At 47.5% G+C, this 22070-nt stretch carries 18 protein-coding genes; 11 read left to right on the forward strand and 7 right to left on the reverse strand.

All coding sequences use genetic code 11. The features are described 5' to 3' along the window. Positions 1 to 100: 100 nt before the first annotated feature. The 4 genes from LJ740_RS06380 to LJ740_RS06395 all read right to left on the reverse strand — a co-directional run bounded on the left by LJ740_RS06380 (position 101) and on the right by LJ740_RS06395 (position 5329). Positions 101 to 808: a response regulator transcription factor gene (locus LJ740_RS06380; RefSeq protein ID WP_229528242.1), complete on the reverse strand. Its 708-nt coding sequence runs from the start codon at positions 806 to 808 to the stop codon at positions 101 to 103. Positions 809 to 999: 191 nt separating this feature from the next. Continuing rightward, positions 1000 to 2529, reverse strand: coding sequence for an exopolyphosphatase (ppx, locus tag LJ740_RS06385; protein ID WP_229528243.1), 1530 nt, complete (start codon positions 2527 to 2529; stop codon positions 1000 to 1002). 55 nt (positions 2530 to 2584) lie between these two features. Then, positions 2585 to 4705, reverse strand: coding sequence for a polyphosphate kinase 1 (gene ppk1, locus LJ740_RS06390; RefSeq protein ID WP_229528244.1), 2121 nt, complete (start codon positions 4703 to 4705; stop codon positions 2585 to 2587). Between the two features lie 123 nt (positions 4706 to 4828). Then, positions 4829 to 5329, reverse strand: coding sequence for a glycine cleavage system protein R (locus tag LJ740_RS06395; protein ID WP_229528245.1), 501 nt, complete (start codon positions 5327 to 5329; stop codon positions 4829 to 4831). Positions 5330 to 5492: 163 nt separating this feature from the next. Here LJ740_RS06395 and LJ740_RS06400 point away from each other — a divergent pair, with 163 nt between their 5' ends. The 7 genes from LJ740_RS06400 to LJ740_RS06430 all read left to right on the forward strand — a co-directional run bounded on the left by LJ740_RS06400 (position 5493) and on the right by LJ740_RS06430 (position 13994). Then, the gene (locus LJ740_RS06400; protein ID WP_229528246.1) at positions 5493 to 7715 is read left to right on the forward strand and encodes an ABC transporter permease subunit; all 2223 of its coding nucleotides are present in this window, start codon (positions 5493 to 5495) and stop codon (positions 7713 to 7715) included. 41 nt (positions 7716 to 7756) lie between these two features. Next, entirely contained in the window at positions 7757 to 9274 is a 1518-nt protein-coding gene (pstA, locus tag LJ740_RS06405; RefSeq protein ID WP_229528247.1) for a phosphate ABC transporter permease PstA, read from the forward strand. A 20-nt stretch (positions 9275 to 9294) separates the two neighbouring features. Next, on the forward strand, positions 9295 to 10086 hold the full coding sequence (gene pstB / locus LJ740_RS06410) for a phosphate ABC transporter ATP-binding protein PstB (protein ID WP_229528248.1): 792 nt from the start codon (positions 9295 to 9297) through the stop codon (positions 10084 to 10086). A 2-nt stretch (positions 10087 to 10088) separates the two neighbouring features. Next, complete coding sequence (gene phoU, locus LJ740_RS06415; protein ID WP_229528249.1) at positions 10089 to 10775, forward strand: phosphate signaling complex protein PhoU; 687 nt, start codon at positions 10089 to 10091, stop codon at positions 10773 to 10775. A gap of 133 nt (positions 10776 to 10908) precedes the next feature. Further along, positions 10909 to 11586 carry a TIGR00153 family protein gene (locus LJ740_RS06420; protein ID WP_229528250.1) on the forward strand — a complete coding sequence of 226 codons (678 nt, stop codon included), beginning with the start codon at positions 10909 to 10911 and terminating at the stop codon, positions 11584 to 11586. Between the two features lie 11 nt (positions 11587 to 11597). After that, entirely contained in the window at positions 11598 to 12866 is a 1269-nt protein-coding gene (locus tag LJ740_RS06425) for an inorganic phosphate transporter (protein WP_229528251.1), read from the forward strand. A gap of 204 nt (positions 12867 to 13070) precedes the next feature. After that, the gene (locus LJ740_RS06430) at positions 13071 to 13994 is read left to right on the forward strand and encodes a porin (protein ID WP_229528252.1); all 924 of its coding nucleotides are present in this window, start codon (positions 13071 to 13073) and stop codon (positions 13992 to 13994) included. 111 nt (positions 13995 to 14105) lie between these two features. On the opposite strand, the gene purU is transcribed toward LJ740_RS06430, so the two are convergent. Both purU and thpR read right to left on the reverse strand, forming a co-directional pair. Further along, positions 14106 to 14963, reverse strand: a complete 858-nt coding sequence (gene purU, locus LJ740_RS06435) for a formyltetrahydrofolate deformylase (protein WP_229528253.1) — start codon at positions 14961 to 14963, stop codon at positions 14106 to 14108. A gap of 85 nt (positions 14964 to 15048) precedes the next feature. After that, on the reverse strand, positions 15049 to 15552 hold the full coding sequence (gene thpR, locus LJ740_RS06440; RefSeq protein ID WP_229528254.1) for an RNA 2',3'-cyclic phosphodiesterase: 504 nt from the start codon (positions 15550 to 15552) through the stop codon (positions 15049 to 15051). A 90-nt stretch (positions 15553 to 15642) separates the two neighbouring features. Here thpR and mrcB point away from each other — a divergent pair, with 90 nt between their 5' ends. The 4 genes from mrcB to LJ740_RS06460 all read left to right on the forward strand — a co-directional run bounded on the left by mrcB (position 15643) and on the right by LJ740_RS06460 (position 20595). Further along, positions 15643 to 17934: a penicillin-binding protein 1B gene (gene mrcB, locus LJ740_RS06445; protein WP_229528255.1), complete on the forward strand. Its 2292-nt coding sequence runs from the start codon at positions 15643 to 15645 to the stop codon at positions 17932 to 17934. Beyond that, complete coding sequence (locus LJ740_RS06450) at positions 17910 to 19052, forward strand: threonine aldolase family protein (protein ID WP_229528256.1); 1143 nt, start codon at positions 17910 to 17912, stop codon at positions 19050 to 19052. The genes mrcB and LJ740_RS06450 overlap by 25 nt, the downstream gene beginning before the upstream one ends. A gap of 174 nt (positions 19053 to 19226) precedes the next feature. Beyond that, a complete protein-coding gene (locus LJ740_RS06455; RefSeq protein ID WP_229528257.1) occupies positions 19227 to 19673 on the forward strand; it encodes a hypothetical protein in 447 nt (148 codons plus the stop codon). Beyond that, positions 19627 to 20595 carry a hypothetical protein gene (locus LJ740_RS06460; RefSeq protein WP_229528258.1) on the forward strand — a complete coding sequence of 323 codons (969 nt, stop codon included), beginning with the start codon at positions 19627 to 19629 and terminating at the stop codon, positions 20593 to 20595. The genes LJ740_RS06455 and LJ740_RS06460 overlap by 47 nt, the downstream gene beginning before the upstream one ends. A gap of 532 nt (positions 20596 to 21127) precedes the next feature. Here the strand turns inward: LJ740_RS06460 and LJ740_RS06465 are convergent. Next, the gene (locus LJ740_RS06465) at positions 21128 to 22021 is read right to left on the reverse strand and encodes a cell envelope integrity protein TolA (RefSeq protein WP_229528259.1); all 894 of its coding nucleotides are present in this window, start codon (positions 22019 to 22021) and stop codon (positions 21128 to 21130) included. Between the last annotated feature and the right edge of the window lie 49 nt (positions 22022 to 22070).

Raw genomic sequence — 22070 nt, forward strand, 5'->3', positions numbered from 1 at the left:
ACCCATCCAGGATAAAAGATAAGGTTTTTGCCTGATGGCGTTCACCTGAACCTTTGAATTCCTGAACCTATAAATTCATGGGTGTTTTTTGGTATATCATTCAGTGGCTTTTTTCGAGCCATTGATATCCCACACCTCTTACCGTACGAATGTTGTCAAAATCAGCATCCACTTTTTTAAAACTGCTGCGAATAGATTTGACGTGAGCCACAATCGTATTGGGCTCTACCACAATATTGGCGGCTTTCATCAGCGCATTATGAGAACATAGTTGACCGGCGCCTTTTTGCAACTCATCTAATATCCAGAACTGCGTCAGGCTCAGCTCCAGCAAGGTGCCTTGCCACCATGCCTGATAGGTATTGTGATCCAGTACCAGTTCTTTGGCTGGCTCGCCTGCTGTGGGCGGCGCTTCAACAGCGGAGGCATTTTGTAATGCCTGAATACGGCGCATTAAGGTTTCGATACGAACAATGACGTAATCGACATCGGCATCTTTGGTGATGTAATCATCGGCACCCAGGCGCAATCCGGAAATCTTTTCATAATCCTTATCGTGGGAAGTTAAAAAGATAATCGGTACTCTGTCATTGAATTTGCGTATCTCCAAACAGAGCTGTAATCCGGCATCCCGCTGATGACCCAGTCCAATATCCAGCAGCAGCAGGTCGGGCATGGCTGCTTTAAATGCAGCCAGGGCGCTCTCCGCATCGGCGAAGGCGGTTACCTGAAAGCCGGCTTCGGTAAAGCACTCTGCGTAATTTTCTCGGATGGCATCATTGTCTTCTACGTAACCTATCGTTTTCAAACACATCTCTCCGGTGAAGTTCGGTTAACAGTGGTAAGGGTGTGCACATTCTTCTGGCACAAGGATGTTTGTATGAATGCTGTTAAACCAACGGCCATAGCCTTTTGCAAGTTTCGTGCTTTATCATCATTATTTCAAACGTGGCATGAGTAAGAATTATGATGAATTATGAAGCTGCCAGCTCAATATTTTTAGCTGAAGCTAAGTTTAATACCCAAAGCGTCCTGTCTGTTGGCTTCTACTGCAAGGTCGGCTTCAATAAGGGGTTTATTGGCTAACCAGTCGTCGGAAAATTGCAGGTGCAGGCCTTCTTTACTGACACTGGCCGTAATGTCTGGCAGCAGATTGTCCTGGCGCTTGATATTGAGCAATGCGCCAATGCGCAACAGGCTGATCAGGTGGTATACCTGCTGTTGTTCAAACTGCTCTAACTTCGGAATATTGTCGACACTGAACTTTTTGCGATGACAGGCCACCAGGGTCGACAGCAATATTTGCTGCTCCTGGTTAAAACCGGGTAAATCCGCGTGCGTTAATATATAGGCAGAATGTTGTTGCACCCGTCTGGAATTAATTTGCAGACCCACTTCATGTAACAGCGCAGACCATCCGAGAATATTTTGTAATTCTGAATCCCCCAGGGACCAGTCTTCTTTAACTTGCTGATACAAATGGGACGTGGTTTGCAATACCCGCCGGGCCTGCTGGGTATCAACATCATAGCGGGTGGCGATGCTTTCTGCGGTGCGCTGACGGATATCGTGATGCAGTAAGCGATCTTCCATTTCATAAAGCACGCCTTCCCGCAGTGCGGCACTGGAATATTCCATTTCGTTAATATCCAGGCTCTCAAATACGGCTTTAAGTACGGCCAGACCGGCAGCAAATACCGGTAACCTGTCTTCGGTGATGGCGCTTAAACCCAGTTTGCTCACTTTGCCGGCATTACAGCAATGCTTGATCAGATCTTTTAAGTTGTCATGAGTGATTTTTCCGGCTTCGGATTTTCCTTCCAGCTCGGCACACACATTTGCCAGTGTTTTAATGGTACCTGAGGTGCCAATGCAAACATCCCAACCCATGGCGCGATATTTGTCACTGATCAGTTCCAGTTCCTGGTGGGCGGCGGTAATGGCTTTTTGAAAGGCCTTCTCTTTTAACTCACCGTCGCAAAAGTAACGCTGAGTAAAATTGACACAACCCATGCTCAAGCTGCGCAGTAATAACGGATCAAAGCCTTCGCCCACGATAAACTCTGTCGAACCACCACCAATGTCTACCACCAGCCGATTGCCTGCCGATGAACTGGTATGGGCGACCCCCTGATAAATTAATCGGGCTTCTTCTACCCCGGAAATGACCTCAATCGGGTAGGGTAAAACCTTGCGCGCGGCGCTGATGAATTCACCGCTGTTAATCGCTTTGCGCAGGGTGTAGGTGGCCACAATACGCACCTTTTCAGGTTTAAACCCCAGCATACTCTCTTTGCATTCTTCTAATGCCGCGATGCCTCTGGCAATGGCTTCTTTGCTGAGCATGCAGTCATCGTCCAGACCGTCTGCCATGCGCACTTTTTGTTTCACTCTGTGCAGGATCTGGACACTGCCAGCCATAATACGGGCAACCACCAGATGAAAACTGTTGGAACCTATATCTAATGCAGCCACCGGCGTGACTTCGCGGCTGTCTACGGCATCAAGGGCATCTTCAAGATCTGTCATAGTGTATTCCAAAGGTTATTTCTGTGGAGATCGCTACCCGGAACGCCACATCGCCTTAGCTAATGTCCTGGGGTTTTTCCGGTATTTCGTCATCTGAGGTGTCGACAATATCTTCAAGACTGGTGAGGTATTTATAGGTTTCCACCTGTGAGCGAATTTTCTTTCTGTTTCCGCGGGCAACATAGGTGTTTTTCTGCTCTGCGTCAATCACCCTGGCTTTGGTGGTGTCTTTAAACTGAATATCCATGATATCAATAATGCGCTTTTTAAGACGGACATCATAGATAGGGCAACCCACTTCAATGCGGTTGTCCATATTGCGGGCCATCCAGTCAGCTGAGGAAATATATACTTTGGGCTCGCCGCCGTTTTCAAATATCACCACGCGCGGGTGCTCTAAAAATCGGTCAACGATAGAGATAATGGAAATGTTCTCACTGATGCCTTTAATCCCCGGAATTAACGAGCACATGCCGCGCACAATGCCGCGTATTTTCACCCCTGCCTGACTGGCACGATAGAGATCATCAATCAACTCGGCATCCACCAGGTTATTGACTTTCAGGTCGATACGGGCCTTTTTGCCTTGAGTGGCATTGGCAATTTCAGAGCGGATCAACTTTTGCAAATTAGTGCGGTTGTTAATGGGGGACACCTGCAGGTGATTGAACTTGAATGAGCGATAAGGATACTGAATCAAATCAAATACGCTGACCGCTTCTGTAGCGATTTCCTGATTGCGGGTGAACAAGCTGAAGTCGGTATAAATTTTGGCGGTTTTTTCGTTGAAGTTTCCCGTGCCTATATGGGCATAATGTACCAGTTCGCCTTTTTCTTCCCGGGTGACTACACACAGTTTGGAGTGTATTTTCAAGGTGGGTATTCCCAACAGTACCCGAATACCGGCATCGGTCATGCGCTTGGACCATTCAATGTTGGCCTCTTCATCAAATCGCGCTTTTAGCTCCATGACCACAGTGACATTCTTGCCATTATCTACGGCATCAATCAGGGAGCTGATGATCCGGGATTTGCTGGCCAGCCGGTACAGGTTCATGCGAATGTGTTTTACATTCGGGTCAAAGGCGGCCTGGCGGACAAATTCGGTCAGATGCAAAAACCGATGATAGGGATAGTACAACAGGGTATCGTTCGCGGAAATGGCCTCAAACACCGTATCATATTTGGAAAAATCCTGGGTGTGAATTGCCGGAAGCTCAGGGTTTTCAAGGTATTCGCGACCGACATTAGGAAAGCCGATAAAGTCTCTGAAATTGCGGTAAGAGCCGCTGGCAATCACGCTGTCCAGCGATGACATACCGAGTTTTTTCTTGATAAATTCCAGCATGTCTTCCGGCATGTTTTCGTCATAGGTAAAGCGCACCGGTTCAGCAATCAGGCGTTGTTTCATGCCTTCTGACATTTTTTCCATGTAACTCTCGTCAATTTCATCATTGATCTCGTACTCTGAGTCACGGGTCATTTTAAAAGAGAACGCCTGCAGCGAGTCAAACTCCACAAAGCCTTTAAAAATGCGTTCCAGGTTCAGTCTGATAATGTCATCCAGCAGAATGATGTGTTTTTTCTTTTTGGATTTTTCCGGTGGGATAAGCACAAATCGGGACAGATCTTGGGCGGGAACTTCAATGATGGCGTAGCGGTTGGCCTTGTCGTGACGCTGAATTTGCACCACCAGATAATTGCCGGAGTCATTGAGTCGTTCTACAAGGTTAACTTTGCGATGTACCAGAATCGGGGCGATATGGCGCAAAACCTTGTTCTTGAAATAACCTTCCAGCCAGCCTTTTTGAAATTCAGTCACTTCTGTGGCATCAATCACCAGGATGTTATAGCGCATCAGGGTTTTTTCTACATCTTTAAAGACTTTGTCAAAGTCTTTGGTCAGCCCCAGAATTTTTTTGTGGATTTTTTCCAGTAACTCTTTGGTTTCTTTCTCTTTTTGTTCGTCTTTATTATTGCTGAAAATCGTTAATTGGCGCCTGACTTCGGCCACCCGAACCCGGAAAAATTCGTCCATGTTATTGGAGTAGATACCCAGAAAGCGAATGCGCTCTACCACCGGATTGGTTTTATCGGCGGCTTCTTGCAATACGCGTTCGTTAAAGGATAACCAACTTAGTTCTTTCGGATAATACAGGCTTAGTTCTTGGGACATGTGCTTTTCAGTTACAACCGGAATAAAATGAGTGACTTATGATCTTGCAGTATGGTGACGATTTTATTACAAATCGTCACACTTCGTTGCCTTTGGACGTTAAATCACCGAAGCTGCCGACGGTTACAGTTTAATTTCTACCATCAGATCATCCGATAAGCCTTCCAGCGCGGTTCTCAGATCTTCCGTCTGAACTTCGACGGGCAATGTTACCTCTGCGGTGGCTTTAAACATCAGGCTTCCCCAGTTTGGCGCACTGACACATTCTGATTCAAACTGGACTATGTTCAGGTTAAACCGGTTTAGTACGTTGGTGAGTTCCTGAACAATGCCCTGACGGTCATTGGCCTCGATTTCTATGGTGGCATTTTTAAGATCGGTTTTTTGAGCACTGATACCCTGACTCAGGGTGATTTTCAGATCAGGATGATTTTGCAGCTTTTCCAACAGTGCCGCTTCGTTCTCTTCCGGGATTTGGATTTCGGCAAATCCGGCGAAATGACCGGCCATATGGGCAAAACTACTGGCTTGCCAGTTGCCTTTTGCCGCTGCGATGGCTTTGGCAATGGAATCAATTAATCCAGGTTTGTCGTTACCTACCAGCGTGATAACAATAGACTTCATATTTTTCTCACTGTTTCCTTTCGTCTTACTGTAACTATACGACACAAGTGACGTTCAGCAAGCCCATTTATTGAGGTAATTTGATCTCGAATAAATTGTCATTATTTTTTTTATAAAGTGTGTTACCTTCTCAAGGTTTAACAGGCACATCCTAAATAGGAAAATGCGTCTGACTGGTCCCCGGGGCAGAATGCCCGGACCTGCCATTTTCACCACAAAGCGATTAAGTACCAGAACCTTGGCCAAAGATCACTTAACACGACTGCAAAAACAACAAGTCAAAATAGACCGGCGTGTAACTGCGACCATAACGCTGGGCGGTTGGTTGGTGTTGGTGACGTTGTTGCTCCTTATCTGGCATTTATTCTCTGTGACACGCCCGTTGCTCAGCAGTCCACAACTGACTCTTCAATACCAAATGCCTTTGCAGCAGGAAGCGCGCCTGATAAGCGCGAGAACGGCATTTGATGCCGATTATTTTTATCTCAGCAGCGCCAATAATTGCCATTACAAATTGCTGAAGCGCCATTTTGACAATACGCTGGAAAGTTGGCCACTTCGCGGTGGACGAAGCTGGGCCACAGGACAATCAGAGACATCCTGTTATCGCAGTCAGTGGCATGCGTTTCACGGCAGTAACTTTTTATTCGAGATCAATCACAATAATTTGTTGCGGGCCTGGCAGGTGGACACCGCAGCCATAAGTGAAAAAGAGTTAGTGTTTAGCGTGCGTCTTCCCGCGAGTATTCAACCTGAAACCAAACAGCCATGGCAGGCCCACCTGACTGAAAATGAGGCGTCATTGCTGCTTAAAGATGTACTGGGATATTGGCACTTTCTGCGCTTCGACCGGATAACAAGAGAGCCGCTGGCGCACATCCGCAATATGCTATTACCGGGTACAGCACCGTTCAGAATCGATAATCACAATTTAAACCTGTTGTACGCAGGGCAACATTTAATACTGTTGCAACCGTCTGACAGCGAGTCACAAATTCAGTATTTCAGAAGCGCAGAGTTGGAAGACGTCATTGCTGCGGTAAGTTTGTCAACGGATCGTTCGGTGTTATTGCTGGATGAGCAACTGCGCGCTGAAAAATGGTCGGTTCTAAACGATAACGGCGTCATGCGATTGGAAATGTTGTACAGCATTCAGTTGCCGGGTAAGCAGTTTAAAAAGCTGGCTCATGTCTCCGGCGATCTGGTGTTGGCCATCGTGGATGACCGGCAGTTTTTTATTAATGCCACAACGGGTGAAATAACCGCCGAGACATCCGAATTACCCGAATTTGACTCACTGTTCGTGCAGGGGACAGATTTGTGGGGCCAGTCAGGCGAGGTATTGCAGCATTGGCGGGTGAAGAATCCTGACTCGGTGATTTCCCTGAGTAGCCTTTGGGCTGAAATATGGTACGACGGTTATCCGGAACCTGATTATGTTTGGCAAACAACATCGGCCAGTGACCAGTCGCAAGCCAAATACAGTTTGGTGCCATTGCTAATGGGGAGCATTAAGGCGGCATTTTTGGCCATTATTGTTGCCATTCCGCTGGCCATCGGCAGTGCTATTTATACGGCTTATTATGCCGGACCCAAACTGCGCCGGTTTCTCAAGCCTTACATCGAAGTGCTGGAGGCCGTGCCCTCAGTCGTAATTGGTTTTTTAGCGGCTATCTGGCTGTTGCCATTGTCCGAAAGTTATTTGATCGCGGTTTTGTTGTTTTTAGTTTTAAGCCCCCTGTTTCTGTTGTTGTTTGTATGGCTGAACGAAGCCAACCGGCACCGCAATATTCGCGCCTGGGAACTGGGCTTTTTTAGCGTTTTGATACTGGTGTTTTTGGCCCTGTTTAACGCATTTTTAATGGATGTTCCCCAATGGATGCAGTCGCTTTGGAAAAACGAAACCGGTGGCTTATTGAGCACTGATTTAAAAGGTACCTTTGTTCTGGCAATCGCAATGGGGATTGCGATTGTTCCAACGGTATTTACCATCGCTGAGGATGCTATTTACCAGGTACCCCCCAGTCTCTCTAAGGCGTCCTTTGCTATGGGGGCTTCACGCTCACAAACGCTGGTCAGAATTGTACTTAAGGTGGCACTGCCGGGTATCTTGTCGGCAATCATGTTGGGGTTTGCCCGGGCCATCGGGGAAACCATGATAGTGCTGATGGTGAGTGGTAATACACCGGTTGCTGACTGGAATTTGCTGGAAAGTATGCGCACCATGACTGCCAATCTGGCTATCGAGCTGCCTGAAGCACAACCCGGCACTGTACACTATCAGGTATTGTTTTTAGTTGCCTCGCTGTTGTTTTTGTTCACCTTTGTATTCAATACCTGCGCCGAATTTTTACGCATTAAGCTGAGGCATCGTTACCAATTATGAATACTCCTCAGGCTTTTCTCCTGGCGATAAAAGAACAATGGTTGAAATTCGTTTCAAGCCTGGCGTTGGCCGTTGTGTTTTTTGCACTGTTTGGGGTGCTGGCTATAGTGATTGGTAATGGTCTGAACTTTTTTTGGCCAAAAACGATACAGAGCGTGGAATACAGCAGCGCCGGATCTTCACCTAAAACGCTTTTCGGTTATGTGTCGGGTGAGCGGCATCGCGGCACCAAAGGCGAGCGGGTATGGTTGCATCTGGATTCCTACGAGCGCGCTCGTAATCAAACCCAATTAGTGCTGTCTCCGGAGCAAATTATCGCGCAACACACTTTATCCGGTGTTGCCAGAATCGATTTGAATGACGGGCGCTTTTTACTCAGTCAGCCTCAATATTTACGGGCGGCTGGGGACGTGGTGGAGCTATCCCAACTTGCGGTGTTGCAGGACGCAACAGCGGTGATCGTTAAGCAAAAGTCGCTATTGGTTGAAGGGGAGCTATTGAGTATCAACCAGGACATTGCCCGGTTGCGGATGCAAGGTGGTGCGGAAAATTCTCCGGCCATGCTTGCGCTGTTAGCGCGTTATACGTCGCTGCGAGAGGACATCAGGGAACTGGATAGGGCGCTGGACAATTATGAAATAGTATTGCTTTCTGCGGATGGTCAAAAACAGCAACTGCAACTGCAACACGTCCGGCAGGTGTTCTATCCCAATGATATGACTCTGTGGCAAAAGCTGATGGTATTTAAAAATAACCTGCTGCTGTTCTTATCTGAAGATACCCGAGACGCAAACCAATCGGGCGGGGTTTTTCCTGCCATTTTTGGTACGGTGCTGATGGTATTGCTCATGTCAGTCTTTGTCTCACCACTGGGTATTATGGCCGCTATCTATTTAACTGAATACGCACCTAACAATACGGTGGTGAGCATTATTCGCCTTGCGGTAAGCAATCTGGCAGCTGTGCCTTCAGTGGTTTACGGGGTGTTTGGATTGGGCTTTTTTGTGTATAAGGTCGGCGGCAATATAGACGCCCTGTTTTATGCCGATAGTTTACCTAATCCCACGTTTGGCACACCGGGACTACTGTGGGCTTCTCTAACTATGGCGCTGCTTACCCTGCCGGTGGTTATCGTTGCCACAGAAGAAGGATTACGACGGGTTCCCGAATCACTGCGCCACTCCAGCTATGCGCTGGGAGCGACCCGTTATGAAACCATTCGACGTATTGTTTTACCTGTTGCCAGTTCCAGCCTGATGACCGGGATTATTTTGGCAATTGCACGTGCAGCCGGTGAGGTTGCGCCAATGCTGATGGTGGGGGCTGTGCGCTATGCACCGGAACTGCCCGTTGATGCACAATGGCCGTTTCTGCATTTAGACCGGCAGTTTATGCATCTTGGGGTGTTTATTTATGAAGGCGCATTTCAGGGACAGTCGACACCACAAGGCGCAGGTATGATGTTTGCCGCCTGTTTATTGTTATTAACAGTGGTATTGATTCTGAATTTTATCGCGATTATGGTGCGAAGCCGATTGCAAAAGAAATATGGTCATTAAACGTAGGAGTTGCCGGGCAAGTGTTTACTGATAAAGGTCTCAACGGAGTGGCAACAGATAATATTGCCATCAAAGTCGAAGACTTGTCTTTGCGCTTTGGTGATAAATTCGCATTGCGGGATATTTCGCTTGCGATACCAGCTAACAGTATTACTGCGGTAATTGGCCCCAGTGGTTGTGGCAAGTCAACGCTGATCGGGTGTTTTAATCGCCTAAATGATCTCAACCCGGAAGCTAAGGTATCCGGTAAGGTCTATATCAATGACCGCAATATTTATGGCTTGCGGCAGAACATACCCGCCCTGAGAACACAGGTGGGCATGGTGTTCCAACAGCCGAATCCCTTTCCCATTAGCGTATATGAAAATGTGGTCTACGGGTTGCGTATAAAAGGTATAACTGATCGTCGGATTCTGGATGACATTGTGGAGTCTTCACTGATGCAGGCGGCTTTGTGGGATGAGGTCAAAGATATCCTGTTTCAGTCAGCGTTGAAGCTATCGGGCGGACAGCAGCAACGATTAGTTATTGCCAGGGCACTAGCCCTGCAGCCGGAGATTTTGATGCTTGATGAACCCACGTCGGCTCTGGACCCCATCTCCACCTTAATGATTGAAGAGTTGATTTATAAACTCAAAGAGAAATGTACCATTATTGTTGTAACGCATAACCTGCAACAAGCGGCCAGGGTTTCCGAACAGACTGTATTTTTAAATAAAGGTGATCTGATTGAGTATTCACTCACCGACAGGATGTTTACTATGCCGCTTCACAAGCAAACCGAAGCATTTATAACCGGGAGGTTTGGTTAGGCATGAACGTTAATCTCTCTGCGCACATATCAGGCAAGTTTAATGAGGAACTGGAAAACCTGAGGAATGCCTTGTTATCTATGGGCGGTCAGGTTGAACTGCAATTAAGTAAGACGTTAATTGCCCTCAGAACTGATGACCAACGACTCGCTGAAACTATCGTTCATGATGACAACAAAGTCAATGAACTGGAGATGCGTATTGACGAAGAGTGCATGCGAATTATTGCCAAGCGACACCCGATTGCCAGTGACCTGCGATTGGTACTGACCATCGTCAAGATCAACGCAGACATGGAGCGAATAGGGGATGAAGTTGAACGTATCGCCAAAATGATCACCATGTACAGTTTACCCGCCTCAGAAAAAATCAAATCCGGTATGGTGGAGACAGGACACCTGATATTAGAGATATTACAAAAGTCACTAAATGCTTTTGCCCGTATGGATGTAACGGCTGCACGGCAAATTCACGGTGAAGACAAGAAGGTCGATGCGAACTACAAGGAACTGCTCCTACAGGTGATGCAGGAAATGCAACAACGGGCAGAACTGGACTCCCGATGGTTGGATGTCCTTTGGGCGTTGCGAGCCATGGAGCGTATAGGTGACCGATGTCAGAATATCTGCGAGTACATTATTTATTTTGTGGAGGGCGTAAATGTCCGGCATGCAAGGGATAATAATTAAGGATTTGTGACCGATTTATGTACTACACTGAGATTCTGTCTTCAATTTGTCGTTTGATTGTAACTTAACTTAATATATCATGCCGCCGGTTCAGACCTTGGTAGGTAAATAGGCACTAAAAGAGTTGATTGATATGCCAAATAATTCATTTCTTGCGGTTTTTGCAAAATCACCGCTCAAACCGATAGAACAACATATATTGACTGTGACCAGATGCAGCAATTTGTTGATCCCTTTCTTCGAAGCAACATTTTCCGATGACTGGTCAGTTGCTGAAAAAATTCAAAAAGAAATTTCTTCCGTAGAAGAAGAAGCCGACAAAATAAAACGCGAATTACGCATGAGTCTTCCGGGCGGTATCTTTATGCCCATGGAAAGACAGGACTTACTGGACCTGTTAAAACACCAGGATCAGATCGCAAACAAAGCGAAAGATGTCTCCGGATTGGTATTTGGTCGTCATATGTTGGTGCCACAAGCGATTCAGGAAGAGTTTATGGTGTACCTGAAACGATGCATTGATGCCACAGTGCAGGCCAGCAAAGCCATTAACGAACTGGATGAATTGTTGGAAACCGGATTCAGAGGTCGGGAAGTTAACCTGGTAGAAAATATGGTTAATGAACTGGATATGATCGAAGACGACACTGATAAGTTGCAGGTTAAATTACGCAGTAAATTACACGCGCTGGAAGCACAACTTCCACCGGTAGATGTAATGTTTTTATACAAAATTATTGAAGGCATTGGTGGACTAGCCGATGTCGCGGAGCGTGTAGGTTCCAGATTAGAATTAATGCTGGCTAAATAGGGTTTTCAACGATGGATATTATCAATACATATGGCGACATACTCATTATCGTTGCCGCTGTCGTTGGCTTCTTGATGGCCTGGGGTATCGGGGCAAATGATGTGGCGAATGCCATGGGGACCTCCGTGGGCTCCAAAGCGCTGACTATTAAGCAGGCTATTTTCATTGCAATGGTGTTTGAATTCGCCGGCGCCTATCTGGCGGGAGGGGAGGTAACCTCTACGATCCGAAAAGGTATCATCGACAGCGCCTTTTTTGTGGACTCACCTGAATTACTCGTTTTTGGCATGATAGCCTCTTTGCTGGCGGCAGGCCTGTGGCTGGCATTAGCCTCCTATCTTGGTTGGCCTGTTTCTACTACACATTCCATTATTGGTGCCATAGTTGGTTTTGCCGCAGTTGGCGTCAGTGCTGATGCTGTAGAGTGGAGCAAAGTGGCCGGTATTGTGGGCAGCTGGGTAATTACGCCAGCCATATCAGGCTTTATCGCTTTTCTTATCTTTAACAGTGCGCAAAAGTTAATTTTCAATACTGACAGCCCTTTTGACAATGCCAAAAGGTATGTGCCTTTTTATATGATGTTAGCGGGCTTTGTACTTGCATTGGTAACCATCAAAAAGGGGCTTAAGCACGTTGGTTTAGATCTGTCATCTGAAATGGGGTTTACCCTGGCTATCCTGATTGCCGTGAGCGTAGGACTGCTTGGTAGAGTGGCAATTAATCGCATCAAATTTGATCCTGAAAGCGACAAGGAAATGCACTACAACAACGTAGAAAAAGTCTTTGCCGTGTTAATGGTTGTAACCGCCTGTTGTATGGCCTTTGCGCATGGTTCTAACGACGTCGCCAATGCTATCGGACCTTTGGCGGCGGTTGTCAGTGTGGTTAACTCGGGTGGTGAAATTGCCAAAAAAGCCGCCTTAGCCTGGTGGATATTGCCGCTTGGTGGATTGGGTATTGTAGCCGGTTTGGCCTTGTTTGGTCACCGGGTGATAAAAACCATCGGTAATGGCATCACCCATTTGACGCCTAGTCGTGGCTTTGCCGCGGAGCTTGCTGCCGCGTCTACGGTTGTCATCGCCTCGGGAACGGGCCTGCCCATTTCCACGACACAAACGCTGGTAGGAGCCGTTCTGGGTGTTGGTATGGCGAGAGGCATAGCCGCCTTGAATCTGAGTGTGGTTCGCAATATCGTGGTCTCCTGGGTCATTACACTGCCTGTCGGTGCTGGCTTGTCGATTATGTTCTTCTTTATGCTGAAGGGCATATTCGCCGGATAGTCAAAAAGCACTGGTGCAAAGTGTTAAAAAAGCCAGTTAGTGTTACGCTAGCTGGCTTTTTTGATCGACTGGTGGCACTGGGAATTAGGTAAAAATTCACAAAAGATTAATTTAATTGTCATAATTGTAATAAAACTGAAATAAAAGTGTAATAATGCGTGCTCCGATATTTCACTGCACGAAATTATTCTTCAAGACACTTTTATGCCTGACATCAAACCGCTTCCACAGACCCTTTTTGGGTCGTTTATGTTGTTAACCTGTTCTTGTTTTGCAGAGGAAGCAGAACTGTTAGATTTTTATGGAAAGGTCAATATGACGCTGCAATACGCCGATGAAGGCGAGGGCAGCTTCACCGAGTTGAAAAGCAATTCATCACGCGTTGGTGTTAAAGGGGAAAAGGAACTCGAAGACGGCCTTACTGTGTTCTATTTGCTTGAGTGGCAAGTGGACCTGGCGGATCTGGATGATTCAGACAACATCAAATCTAGAAACCAATATCTGGGATTAAAGGGCAGTTTTGGTGAAGTGGTGGTAGGGCGCAACGACACAGTAACCAAGCAATTGTCCAAGCCCATGGATACTTTCAGTGATTATGAAGCTGATTTAAAAGGTCTGTGGAAAGGCGAAAACCGGGTCAACGATTCACTGACCTATTTTAGTCCATCACTTAATGGCTTTGTGGTTGCGGCCACATATGTTGTAGAGGATGCATCAGACAAAGATGATGGGACTTCTATTGGTGTCTATTACGGCGATCCTAAACTGAAAAAATCGCAAATTTACGCTGCGCTAACGCACGACAGTAAAATTAAAGGATATGACGTTCAGCGGTTGGTTGTCGCTGGAAAATTTGATGACTGGACATTGGGCGCCGGATTACATCAACAGGAGCCATCGGCTGGTGGTGAATCTCAGTCCGGAGCAACGGTCAATGCCGAGTACCGTTTGCACAAATGGAAATTGAAGTCTCAGTATCAAACATTAGAAGATGACAACAGCATCACACTGGGAGCCGATTATAAACTTGGTGACAGTACCAAGGTGTTTGCCTGGTTAACCAACCGCAAGTTAGACAGTGCCGAGGACAAGCGTTGGTTGTCTGTTGGTATTGAACACAAGTTTTAGGGCAACAACAATTTTTAATCTGAATTAAACTGATTGCAATCGGTGCCTGGCTCAGGCAATTGGCTGAGCCAGGGGAACCCGAATCGGGCTGAACCTAAACATCCCCGGCAATTATTTTGCAAATACCACGGTTTTATTGCCGTGAATAATTACTCGTTCTTCCAGGTGATTACGCAGGCCATGCGCCAGCGCTGACTTCTCACACTCTTTACCTTTGCGCACCATATCTTCAGCGGTATCGCTGTGGCTGATGCGGATCACTTCCTGTTCGATGATGGGACCGGCATCCAGATCCTGGGTGACATAATGGCAGGTGGCACCAATGAGTTTTACACCGCGATCATAAGCCTGCTGATATGGTTTCGCACCAATAAAGGAGGGTAAAAAGCTGTGATGAATATTAATTGCTTTACCCTGCCACTTTGCGCAAGTTTCCGGCGGCAGAATTTGCATGAATCTGGCCAGTACCATGAGATCTATCTCGTAGTGGTCTAGCAGGGTTTCAATTTCCTGAAAGGCATGAGCCTTGCTGGTGGCACTAAAATCAATCCAGTGAAAGGGGACATCATACCAGTCAGCAAATTGCTGCATTTGTGGATGGTTGGCAATTATGCAGGGAATATCACAGTGCAATTCACCGGTGTGCCAGCGATGTAACAGGTCATTCAGACAATGAGATTCTTTACTGGCTAACAATGCGACTTTTTGTTTTTCATGAGAGTCGGTGAGTTGCCAATGCATGTTAAATTTTTCAGCGACAGGAACGAACAGCGCACTAAATTCCGGGAGATTCATCGCGAGATTATCGGCACTGATCTCATGGCGCATAAAAAATCGGCCAGTTTGTAAATCGGTGTGGTGGCTCGCTTCTACGATAGTGGCATTGTGCTCTGCTAAAAAGTGACTGACTGCCGCCACCAGACCTACCTGGTCCGGGCAATCAATGATAAGGCGAAACGTTTGTCGCATGGTGTTCCTGAAAATGGTTTTTTGACTAAGTGGTTCAGTATAACGAATTTTTTCACGAAAACAGCGCCAGTTTACACTGAATCCGCTATATCCTATTCCAGCTGTGGATAATGCGGTAGCTGACCCGATTTTTGTGGCGCAGTGACTCGTACAGATGGTAGCCGTTGAGTTGCAATTCAAAGCGCGGTGCTAGTAATGGCGAAGGTAAAGGCGTTAAGGTTTGTCTGGAAAGGCTGATATGAGGGATAAACTTCTGAGAACGCTTAAATCTGCCGATATGTTGTAATTGTTGGCTGAGTTTTTGTTGCAGCAACAGCAGTTTTTCATCCTGTTTAATGGTCAGAAAACCAATGCCGGGTTTAGCAAAATAACCCACTTCCTCGGCGTACAAGTGCAGCGGCTGTGCCAGGCTTTTCAGAGCAAACAGAATTTCCTGTTGTGCTGGTGTTATATCACCTAAAAACGCCAATGTAATATGGAAGTTTTCCATCGGGATAGCGCCCTGCAAGGAGGGAAAAGCGAGTTCCCGCCAGTTGGCGATCGCCAGTTTAGTGTCGGCATCGGGTTCAAGGCCGATAAATGTGCGCATTGTGTCAGTGCTTTTTTAATCAAAGTTTGTCACGTATTATACGGCATAACGTCGTAAACGCCTTTCCTGAAATTGCATTAGGAACCTGATTTGAAATTGATTTCTGCCCCATTTCGCTGGTTTAAAAAATACTTTTGGAAACTGACCGCTGTGTTTTTAGTGGCCTTATTTGCTTACGGATTTTATCTGGATGCGCAAATTAAAACCCGTTTTGACGGCAATAAGTGGGTGGTGCCGGCTCAGCTTTTTGCCCGTCCTTTAACGTTACAACAAGGGCAGGAAATTAATCGCGACGAGATTCTTCAGGAACTGAGTTTACTTGGTTACAGGCAGGTCAGCCAGATCCGGCAGCCCGGAGAATACACGCTGCAAGGTGGTGAACTTCGGGTTTTTCGTCGGGCATTTGCGTTTGCCGATGGCTTTGAGTCCGCACGACAATTGCGCCTGAAACTGCAAAATGACCGGCTGGTGAGTATTTATGACAACGCTGTTACCAGCCAGGTCAATGAGGCAAGGCTGGAGCCCATGATGGTGACCCGGATCATTACTCAGAGCAGAGAAGACAGGATCTTGTTAACGCTGGAAGATATCCCTACCTCGTTAATTGAAACGCTGATCATGACTGAAGATCGCGATTTTTATCATCATCACGGGGTGGCACCACTTGCAATTTTACGGGCACTGGTAGCGAATATTAAGGCCGGACGCACGGTACAGGGTGGCTCAACGTTAACTCAGCAGTTGGCAAAAAACCTGTTTCTTACCCGTGAACGCAGCCTGATACGCAAAATTAACGAAGCCATCATGGCTGTGATCATTGATTTGCGTTACAGCAAAGATGAAATTATCGAAACCTATCTGAACGAAGTATTCCTCGGGCAAAGAGGGGATCTGGCTATTCACGGTTTTGGCCTGGCCAGTTATTACTACTTTAATCGTCCTCTGGAAGAACTGAATCTGGCCGAGCAGGCGACGTTGGTGGGTATGGTCAAAGGCCCGTCTGCCTACAATCCTTTTCGCCATCCGCAAAATACCCGCAAGCGTCGCGATGTGGTTCTACGCACGTTATTTGAGCAGGACATTATCGACAAAGAAATGTATACCGACGCGGTGGAAAGTCCGTTAAATGCGGTGGACAAGGGGATTTTGAGTCAACACAAATACCCGGCTTTTATGCAACAAGTTAATCGCGAGTTGCGTCAGGTGTTACCGGCCAAGGATTTACGGGAGTCTGGCATTAAGATTTTCAGTACCCTTGACCCACATATTCAACGGGCGGCGGAGCAGGCCACTGAAAAAACTTTAACAGCCCTTCAGAGCAGCCGGGATACGGTGGCGCTCAATGCGGCCATCATCGCATCTGACTTTCGCACCGGTGGTATTCGTGCGTTAGTAGGGGGCAAAGAATTTGATTATCAGGGGTTTAACCGGGTGCTGGATGCCAGAAGACCTGTGGGGTCACTGATCAAGCCGGCGGTGTATCTGACTGCCCTGGAGCAGCCCGCTGTCTATACCCTGGCAACGCCGATAGAAGATAAGCCCATCAGGCTTAAAAGTAGTTATGGCAAGTATTGGGAGCCGCAAAATGTGGATAAACAATTTCGCGGCAGTGTCCCCCTGTTAACGGCATTATCGCATTCACTGAATGTGCCTACAGTAAAACTGGGCATGACGCTGGGGTTGGAAAACGTTGCTGACACCATAGAACGCCTGGGTGTTAAAGAAAAGTTTGATACTTATCCCGCCATGACACTGGGAGCACTGAACCTGTCACCCAGGCAGGTTAATCAGATGTACCAAACCATTGCTAACGTGGGAATTCGCCAGGAGCTGCATTCCATATCCGCGATTTCCACTCATGATGATATTCCGATTTGGTATCGCATGAATGTCCCGGAACAGCGGGTAGACAAAGCGGCGGCCTACCTGGTGAATTACGCGCTGCATAAAGTTACCCGGGAAGGCACGGGTAAACGTCTGAAGCAGGTATTTCCCCGGGTAAATTTTGCCGGCAAAACCGGCACTACTGACGATTATCGGGACAGCTGGTTTAGTGGTATGGACAATCAACTGGCCACGACGATATGGGTGGGCAACGACGACAACCTGGAAACCGGATTAACCGGTTCGGCCGGTGCCATGTCAATTTTCATCAACATGCAGCGGGATATTTATCCGAAATCCTTTAACCAGGCGTTTCCGGAAGGCATTGGTATTGCCCATTTTGCGCCTGAAGATGGCAGCCGCAAAGTCCCTGGTTGTGCCAACGGTTTAAGTGTCCCGGCCTATCTACCGGCATTGCCAGGTGCCACTACCTGTGATGGAAAACCACCACAGGAAACAAAAGAAAAGTCGCTGTGGGAACGCCTTTTTGGCAGTTAACCCGCAGCACGCAATGCGATGAAGGGATGTTATTGATGTACAAAGGTATTTTACTCGGGCACCCGCTAATGGCGCAGTGCCACAAGTTTATCACCCGACACAAACCGTTAAATCACAAACAATGGTTACAGCGCATTGCGCAGGTACCGGAAATAGATCAGCAAATCGATTTTTATAACAGCGGGCCGACGATAACCTTGCTGGAAAATAAAATCGCTGAGCTGTTGGGAAAAGAGCGAGCCTTGTTTGTGCACAAAGGCATGGTGGGGCAAAATGCGGCGCTGTTGCAGTGGTCAGCAAACCTAAACCGCCATCGGATAGCAATACATCCCCAATCACACATCGCCGTGGACGAAAGCGACGCCTATGACAAGTTGCTGAATCTTGAGGTGTGGATGTTCGGCGAGCCGCATTGTGCCATTACCGACAATGACATTGCGCGGTTGCCCGAAGATCTGGCGGCTATCGTGCTGGAACTTCCTACCCGGCGCGCCGGGTTTCGCCTGCCGCAGTGGCAAACACTGGAATATTTACAACAATTTGCGAAAACCCGCGGGATACCGATACACATTGACGGAGCCAGATTATTGGAAGCCGCCTGTTACTGGCAAAAACCCTACGCGGATGTGGCGGGTATTGGTAATTCTGTCTATGTCTCCTTGTACAAAACATTAGGGGCAGCAGCAGGCGGAGTCGTTGCTGGTGAAACTGAATTTATTGAACAGCTTATTCCCTGGCGCAGTCGCATGGGGGGCGATCTGTTTACTGCATTTCCTTATGTTTTGAGCGCACTGTGGGGGCTGCGGCACTATCTGCCGAGAATTCCGGAATTCCATCAACGGGCCTATGCATTGGCACAAGCGATTCAGCATCGATTTGGCGATGAGGCCTTGCCTTTTCCAGTGCAATGCAACGGCTTTTTGGTGCAGTTGCCGGTCAGTGCTCAGGTGCTGGAACGACGGGCGCTGAAACTCGCTGAAGAAAAAGGTATCTGGCTATTCGACCGAATATTGCCCCAGGGGGAACAGAGCTGCCGTTTTGAAATTCAGGCAGGCGATGCGCTGGATGATTGGCAAGATGCTGACCTGGTGGATTTACTGGAACAACTCAGCCGCTGATCGCTGTAATTATTGAGGCAGGTGTCTGTGAAGCAGTCAATGAGCTGAGGAGAGCTAGTTAACGAGGGCCTGAAATTGCTGAAAATGCCATTATTTAATTAGCTGGCTGATTTGGGTAATATTTTTTGAAATAGCTGCTATTCTCAATGAGGACTCATTATCGGGATAGAAAAAATGACATCAGGAAAGACACCAGCACCCACGCCAACCCAAAAAGCCACTTACACCTTTGCGCTTTCTCCGGGGTTGGAATTAACCATCACCTTTGTTGAAACTAAAAACGTTACGATGACGGTAATGAATGGGCCGACCATTACTAACGCCGGGTTTAAAGTCCCTGAACCCACCACCGATAGTAACGGTTATCCGCAAATCAGTTTTGGATCATCGACCTCCAAAACCAGTACCTTTCCGGCATTGGAGTTAGAAATTGCCTGTGTTTCCGGTAAACCCTCGCACTGGCTGCAAACGGAACTCAAGGTCAAAAATGGCTTTACCACTGGCTCGGAACCTGAGTACGGGCAGGTGACTATTGGCATTATACCTGGGCAAAAAAGCTGGGCTTATCTGGAAAATGAAAAAAAAACGCAACTGGATCACCACGCAATCCGGTACGCCTGATTTTTTTGCTATCAGCCCACCGCAAAAATCAGCGGGTGTCCTGCATCAGTACCAGGAGCTCAACCCAGATATCGTCAGCCTGCTGGATGTTGTAACACCAAAACCCACCAGTAAGATAACCAGTCCGGCGAAAAACTTTCTGTTCCGCGGTAATGAACCATTGACTGCACCCACGACACCTGATGGACCGCAAACCGTGGATTTTGAAGGGTTACACACTATTATGAGTAAGCGCTATAAGGACGCAACAGGCGACACATTTCCGGTCAGCAGATCAGATTATCTGTTTCATGATGTCTGTCTGAGAGATCCTAGTCGCGATAACCACCAGGAAACCCACGCTTTTGATCCTAACAAAGCCACCCCAACAGAACCCACACTCACAACGCTCACTAATGGCACCTATGAACCCGATATGTGGTTAACCTCCGCCAGCGCACCCAATGGCGCGAAAATGTGTTGGTGGCCAATTGAGCCGTCGGGAAGCCCTTATAACAGCAGCAATTTCCTCTTCTATCTGGACCAGTGGGCCGGAGAAACATTACACACCTTATTGAACACGGCTCACACTACCCCGCATGTGTATTACATTCACTGCGCCAACGGCCATGACCGCACCGGCCTGGTGGCTTATTCGTATTTTATTGCCCGTGGCGAGCCGCAACCCAATGCCTATATATTAGGCTCTACAGTGTGTGTGTCAGATGAAAACCCAGCCAACTGCATCGCGCTAACGTCAGACCTGACACCGGAATCCGGCAGTCCTAAATCAAAAACCAAAACCCGGATCTTACCAGGTGGTGGTGCCGGCTCATACTTTGACACCATCGCCAATCTTGGCTCAGGTGGAAATCTGTCCTGGGGCACTAATGATTACGTGGACAAATCACCCTATGGCGTTTTTAAAGATTCTGATTTTTAAAAATATGCAGAGCCTCTGAGGAGGCGCTTCTTACCGGGTAATTGTGCATCTAAATCAAGATTGCACCGCGTTGCTGTGATTGCTATACGTTGCATTTAGTGTTTGAAGTGGAATGCGGCGGCTTTGGTGTTGCGTTGCTCACACCTGAACAGAGCGTTACTCTCAATGACTATTTCCATGGAAGTCCGGACACCCTGGATACATTTGTCAAACAACTCACCGCTGTATATTCGAAGTTCTTTGGTATCTGGCCCTTTCGCGAGATAAGCCGAAAGGGCAGGTAAAAGCAGAAGATTGGCAACAGGGATTGTTGCCCAAGTCGATGGAAGTGCATGGACGCACTATCATCGACGGTCTTCTGGTTCTGCGCTTGAGACTTATGTTGTCTCGCGTCAGGGCCAACGGGGGGTGAAGGGGATCTCCCCTTCGAAGGCGCTACATCAGTACACTGAACCTAATTTCAGAAACGTTATTAAAATCACCCGAGTTACGACCGCAATAGCAGGACCGTTTCTAAAACCACCACTGCAATCTAGTCTTGTTTTTCTTTATTCAGCCTGGAATCAATATACCTTTGGAAATCCGGTTTTTCGGTGCAGCGCAATGTACCGCCTAACAATCCCGACAATATGCCGACGGTTTTCCCTGTTGTGCCGCTGCAATCTATGTTTTTAGTAGGTCGTTTGTTTGGATCTTCTTCCACCAGGTTATATCCCTGGGTTTGTTGCTGGTAAAAAGTCTGGTCGCGGTTTCGCACGGCATCATTGCTCATCGCCTGCATTTCCTGTTCAGCTATTTGACCCAGGTGTGAACTCAGTGCCTGATTTAGACGCTGCAGACTGTTGGGCTCTGAATGGTTGAGCGCGTTTTTAGGAGGCAGGTTTTCCGGGGTAGCCGGTGAGGGCTGAGTATCGACTTCTGGTTCGTTTTGAGCAATCGCCTGCTCAGGTACATCGGTAATTTCAGTGCGCGCTATGGGTTCTTGTCTCAATTCTTGTGTGGATTCGACTGGTGTTTCGACGGCTGTTTCGGTTTCTTCTATTTCTGGCTCTGCCGGTAGGGCAGCCGGTAGAGGTGGATAATACAAGGTGGCCTGAATGGGAATGACTGGTGGCGCGGGTTGCAAAATTACCGGGGCTTGCATTGCGGAGAAATACAGGATGATAGCGCAAAAAATGCTGTGAAGTACCAACGAGCTAAACAGTGTTCGTTTCTGCTGGCTCAGTGTGAGACGAGGTGGCGGACTGTTTTGTTCGTCAATGGTCTGATGCACATCAATGGGGAGGTTTGCATCGGCAAATTCCACTTGCCCGATATCGAATACCGGATGCTGTTGATTGTCCCCGTACGCAATGTCACCGTCTAACCCTGTGAAGTCCGGTTCATTGGCGTCGGATGGAATATGATGGATGCTGATTGAATGCAAGTGACATCAGTTGCTAATTAAACTATGCAATAGAGGTCATTTTTTGGGG

Source organism: Planctobacterium marinum (assembly GCF_020687805.1).
Classification (GTDB): Bacteria; Pseudomonadota; Gammaproteobacteria; order Enterobacterales; family Alteromonadaceae; genus Planctobacterium; species Planctobacterium marinum.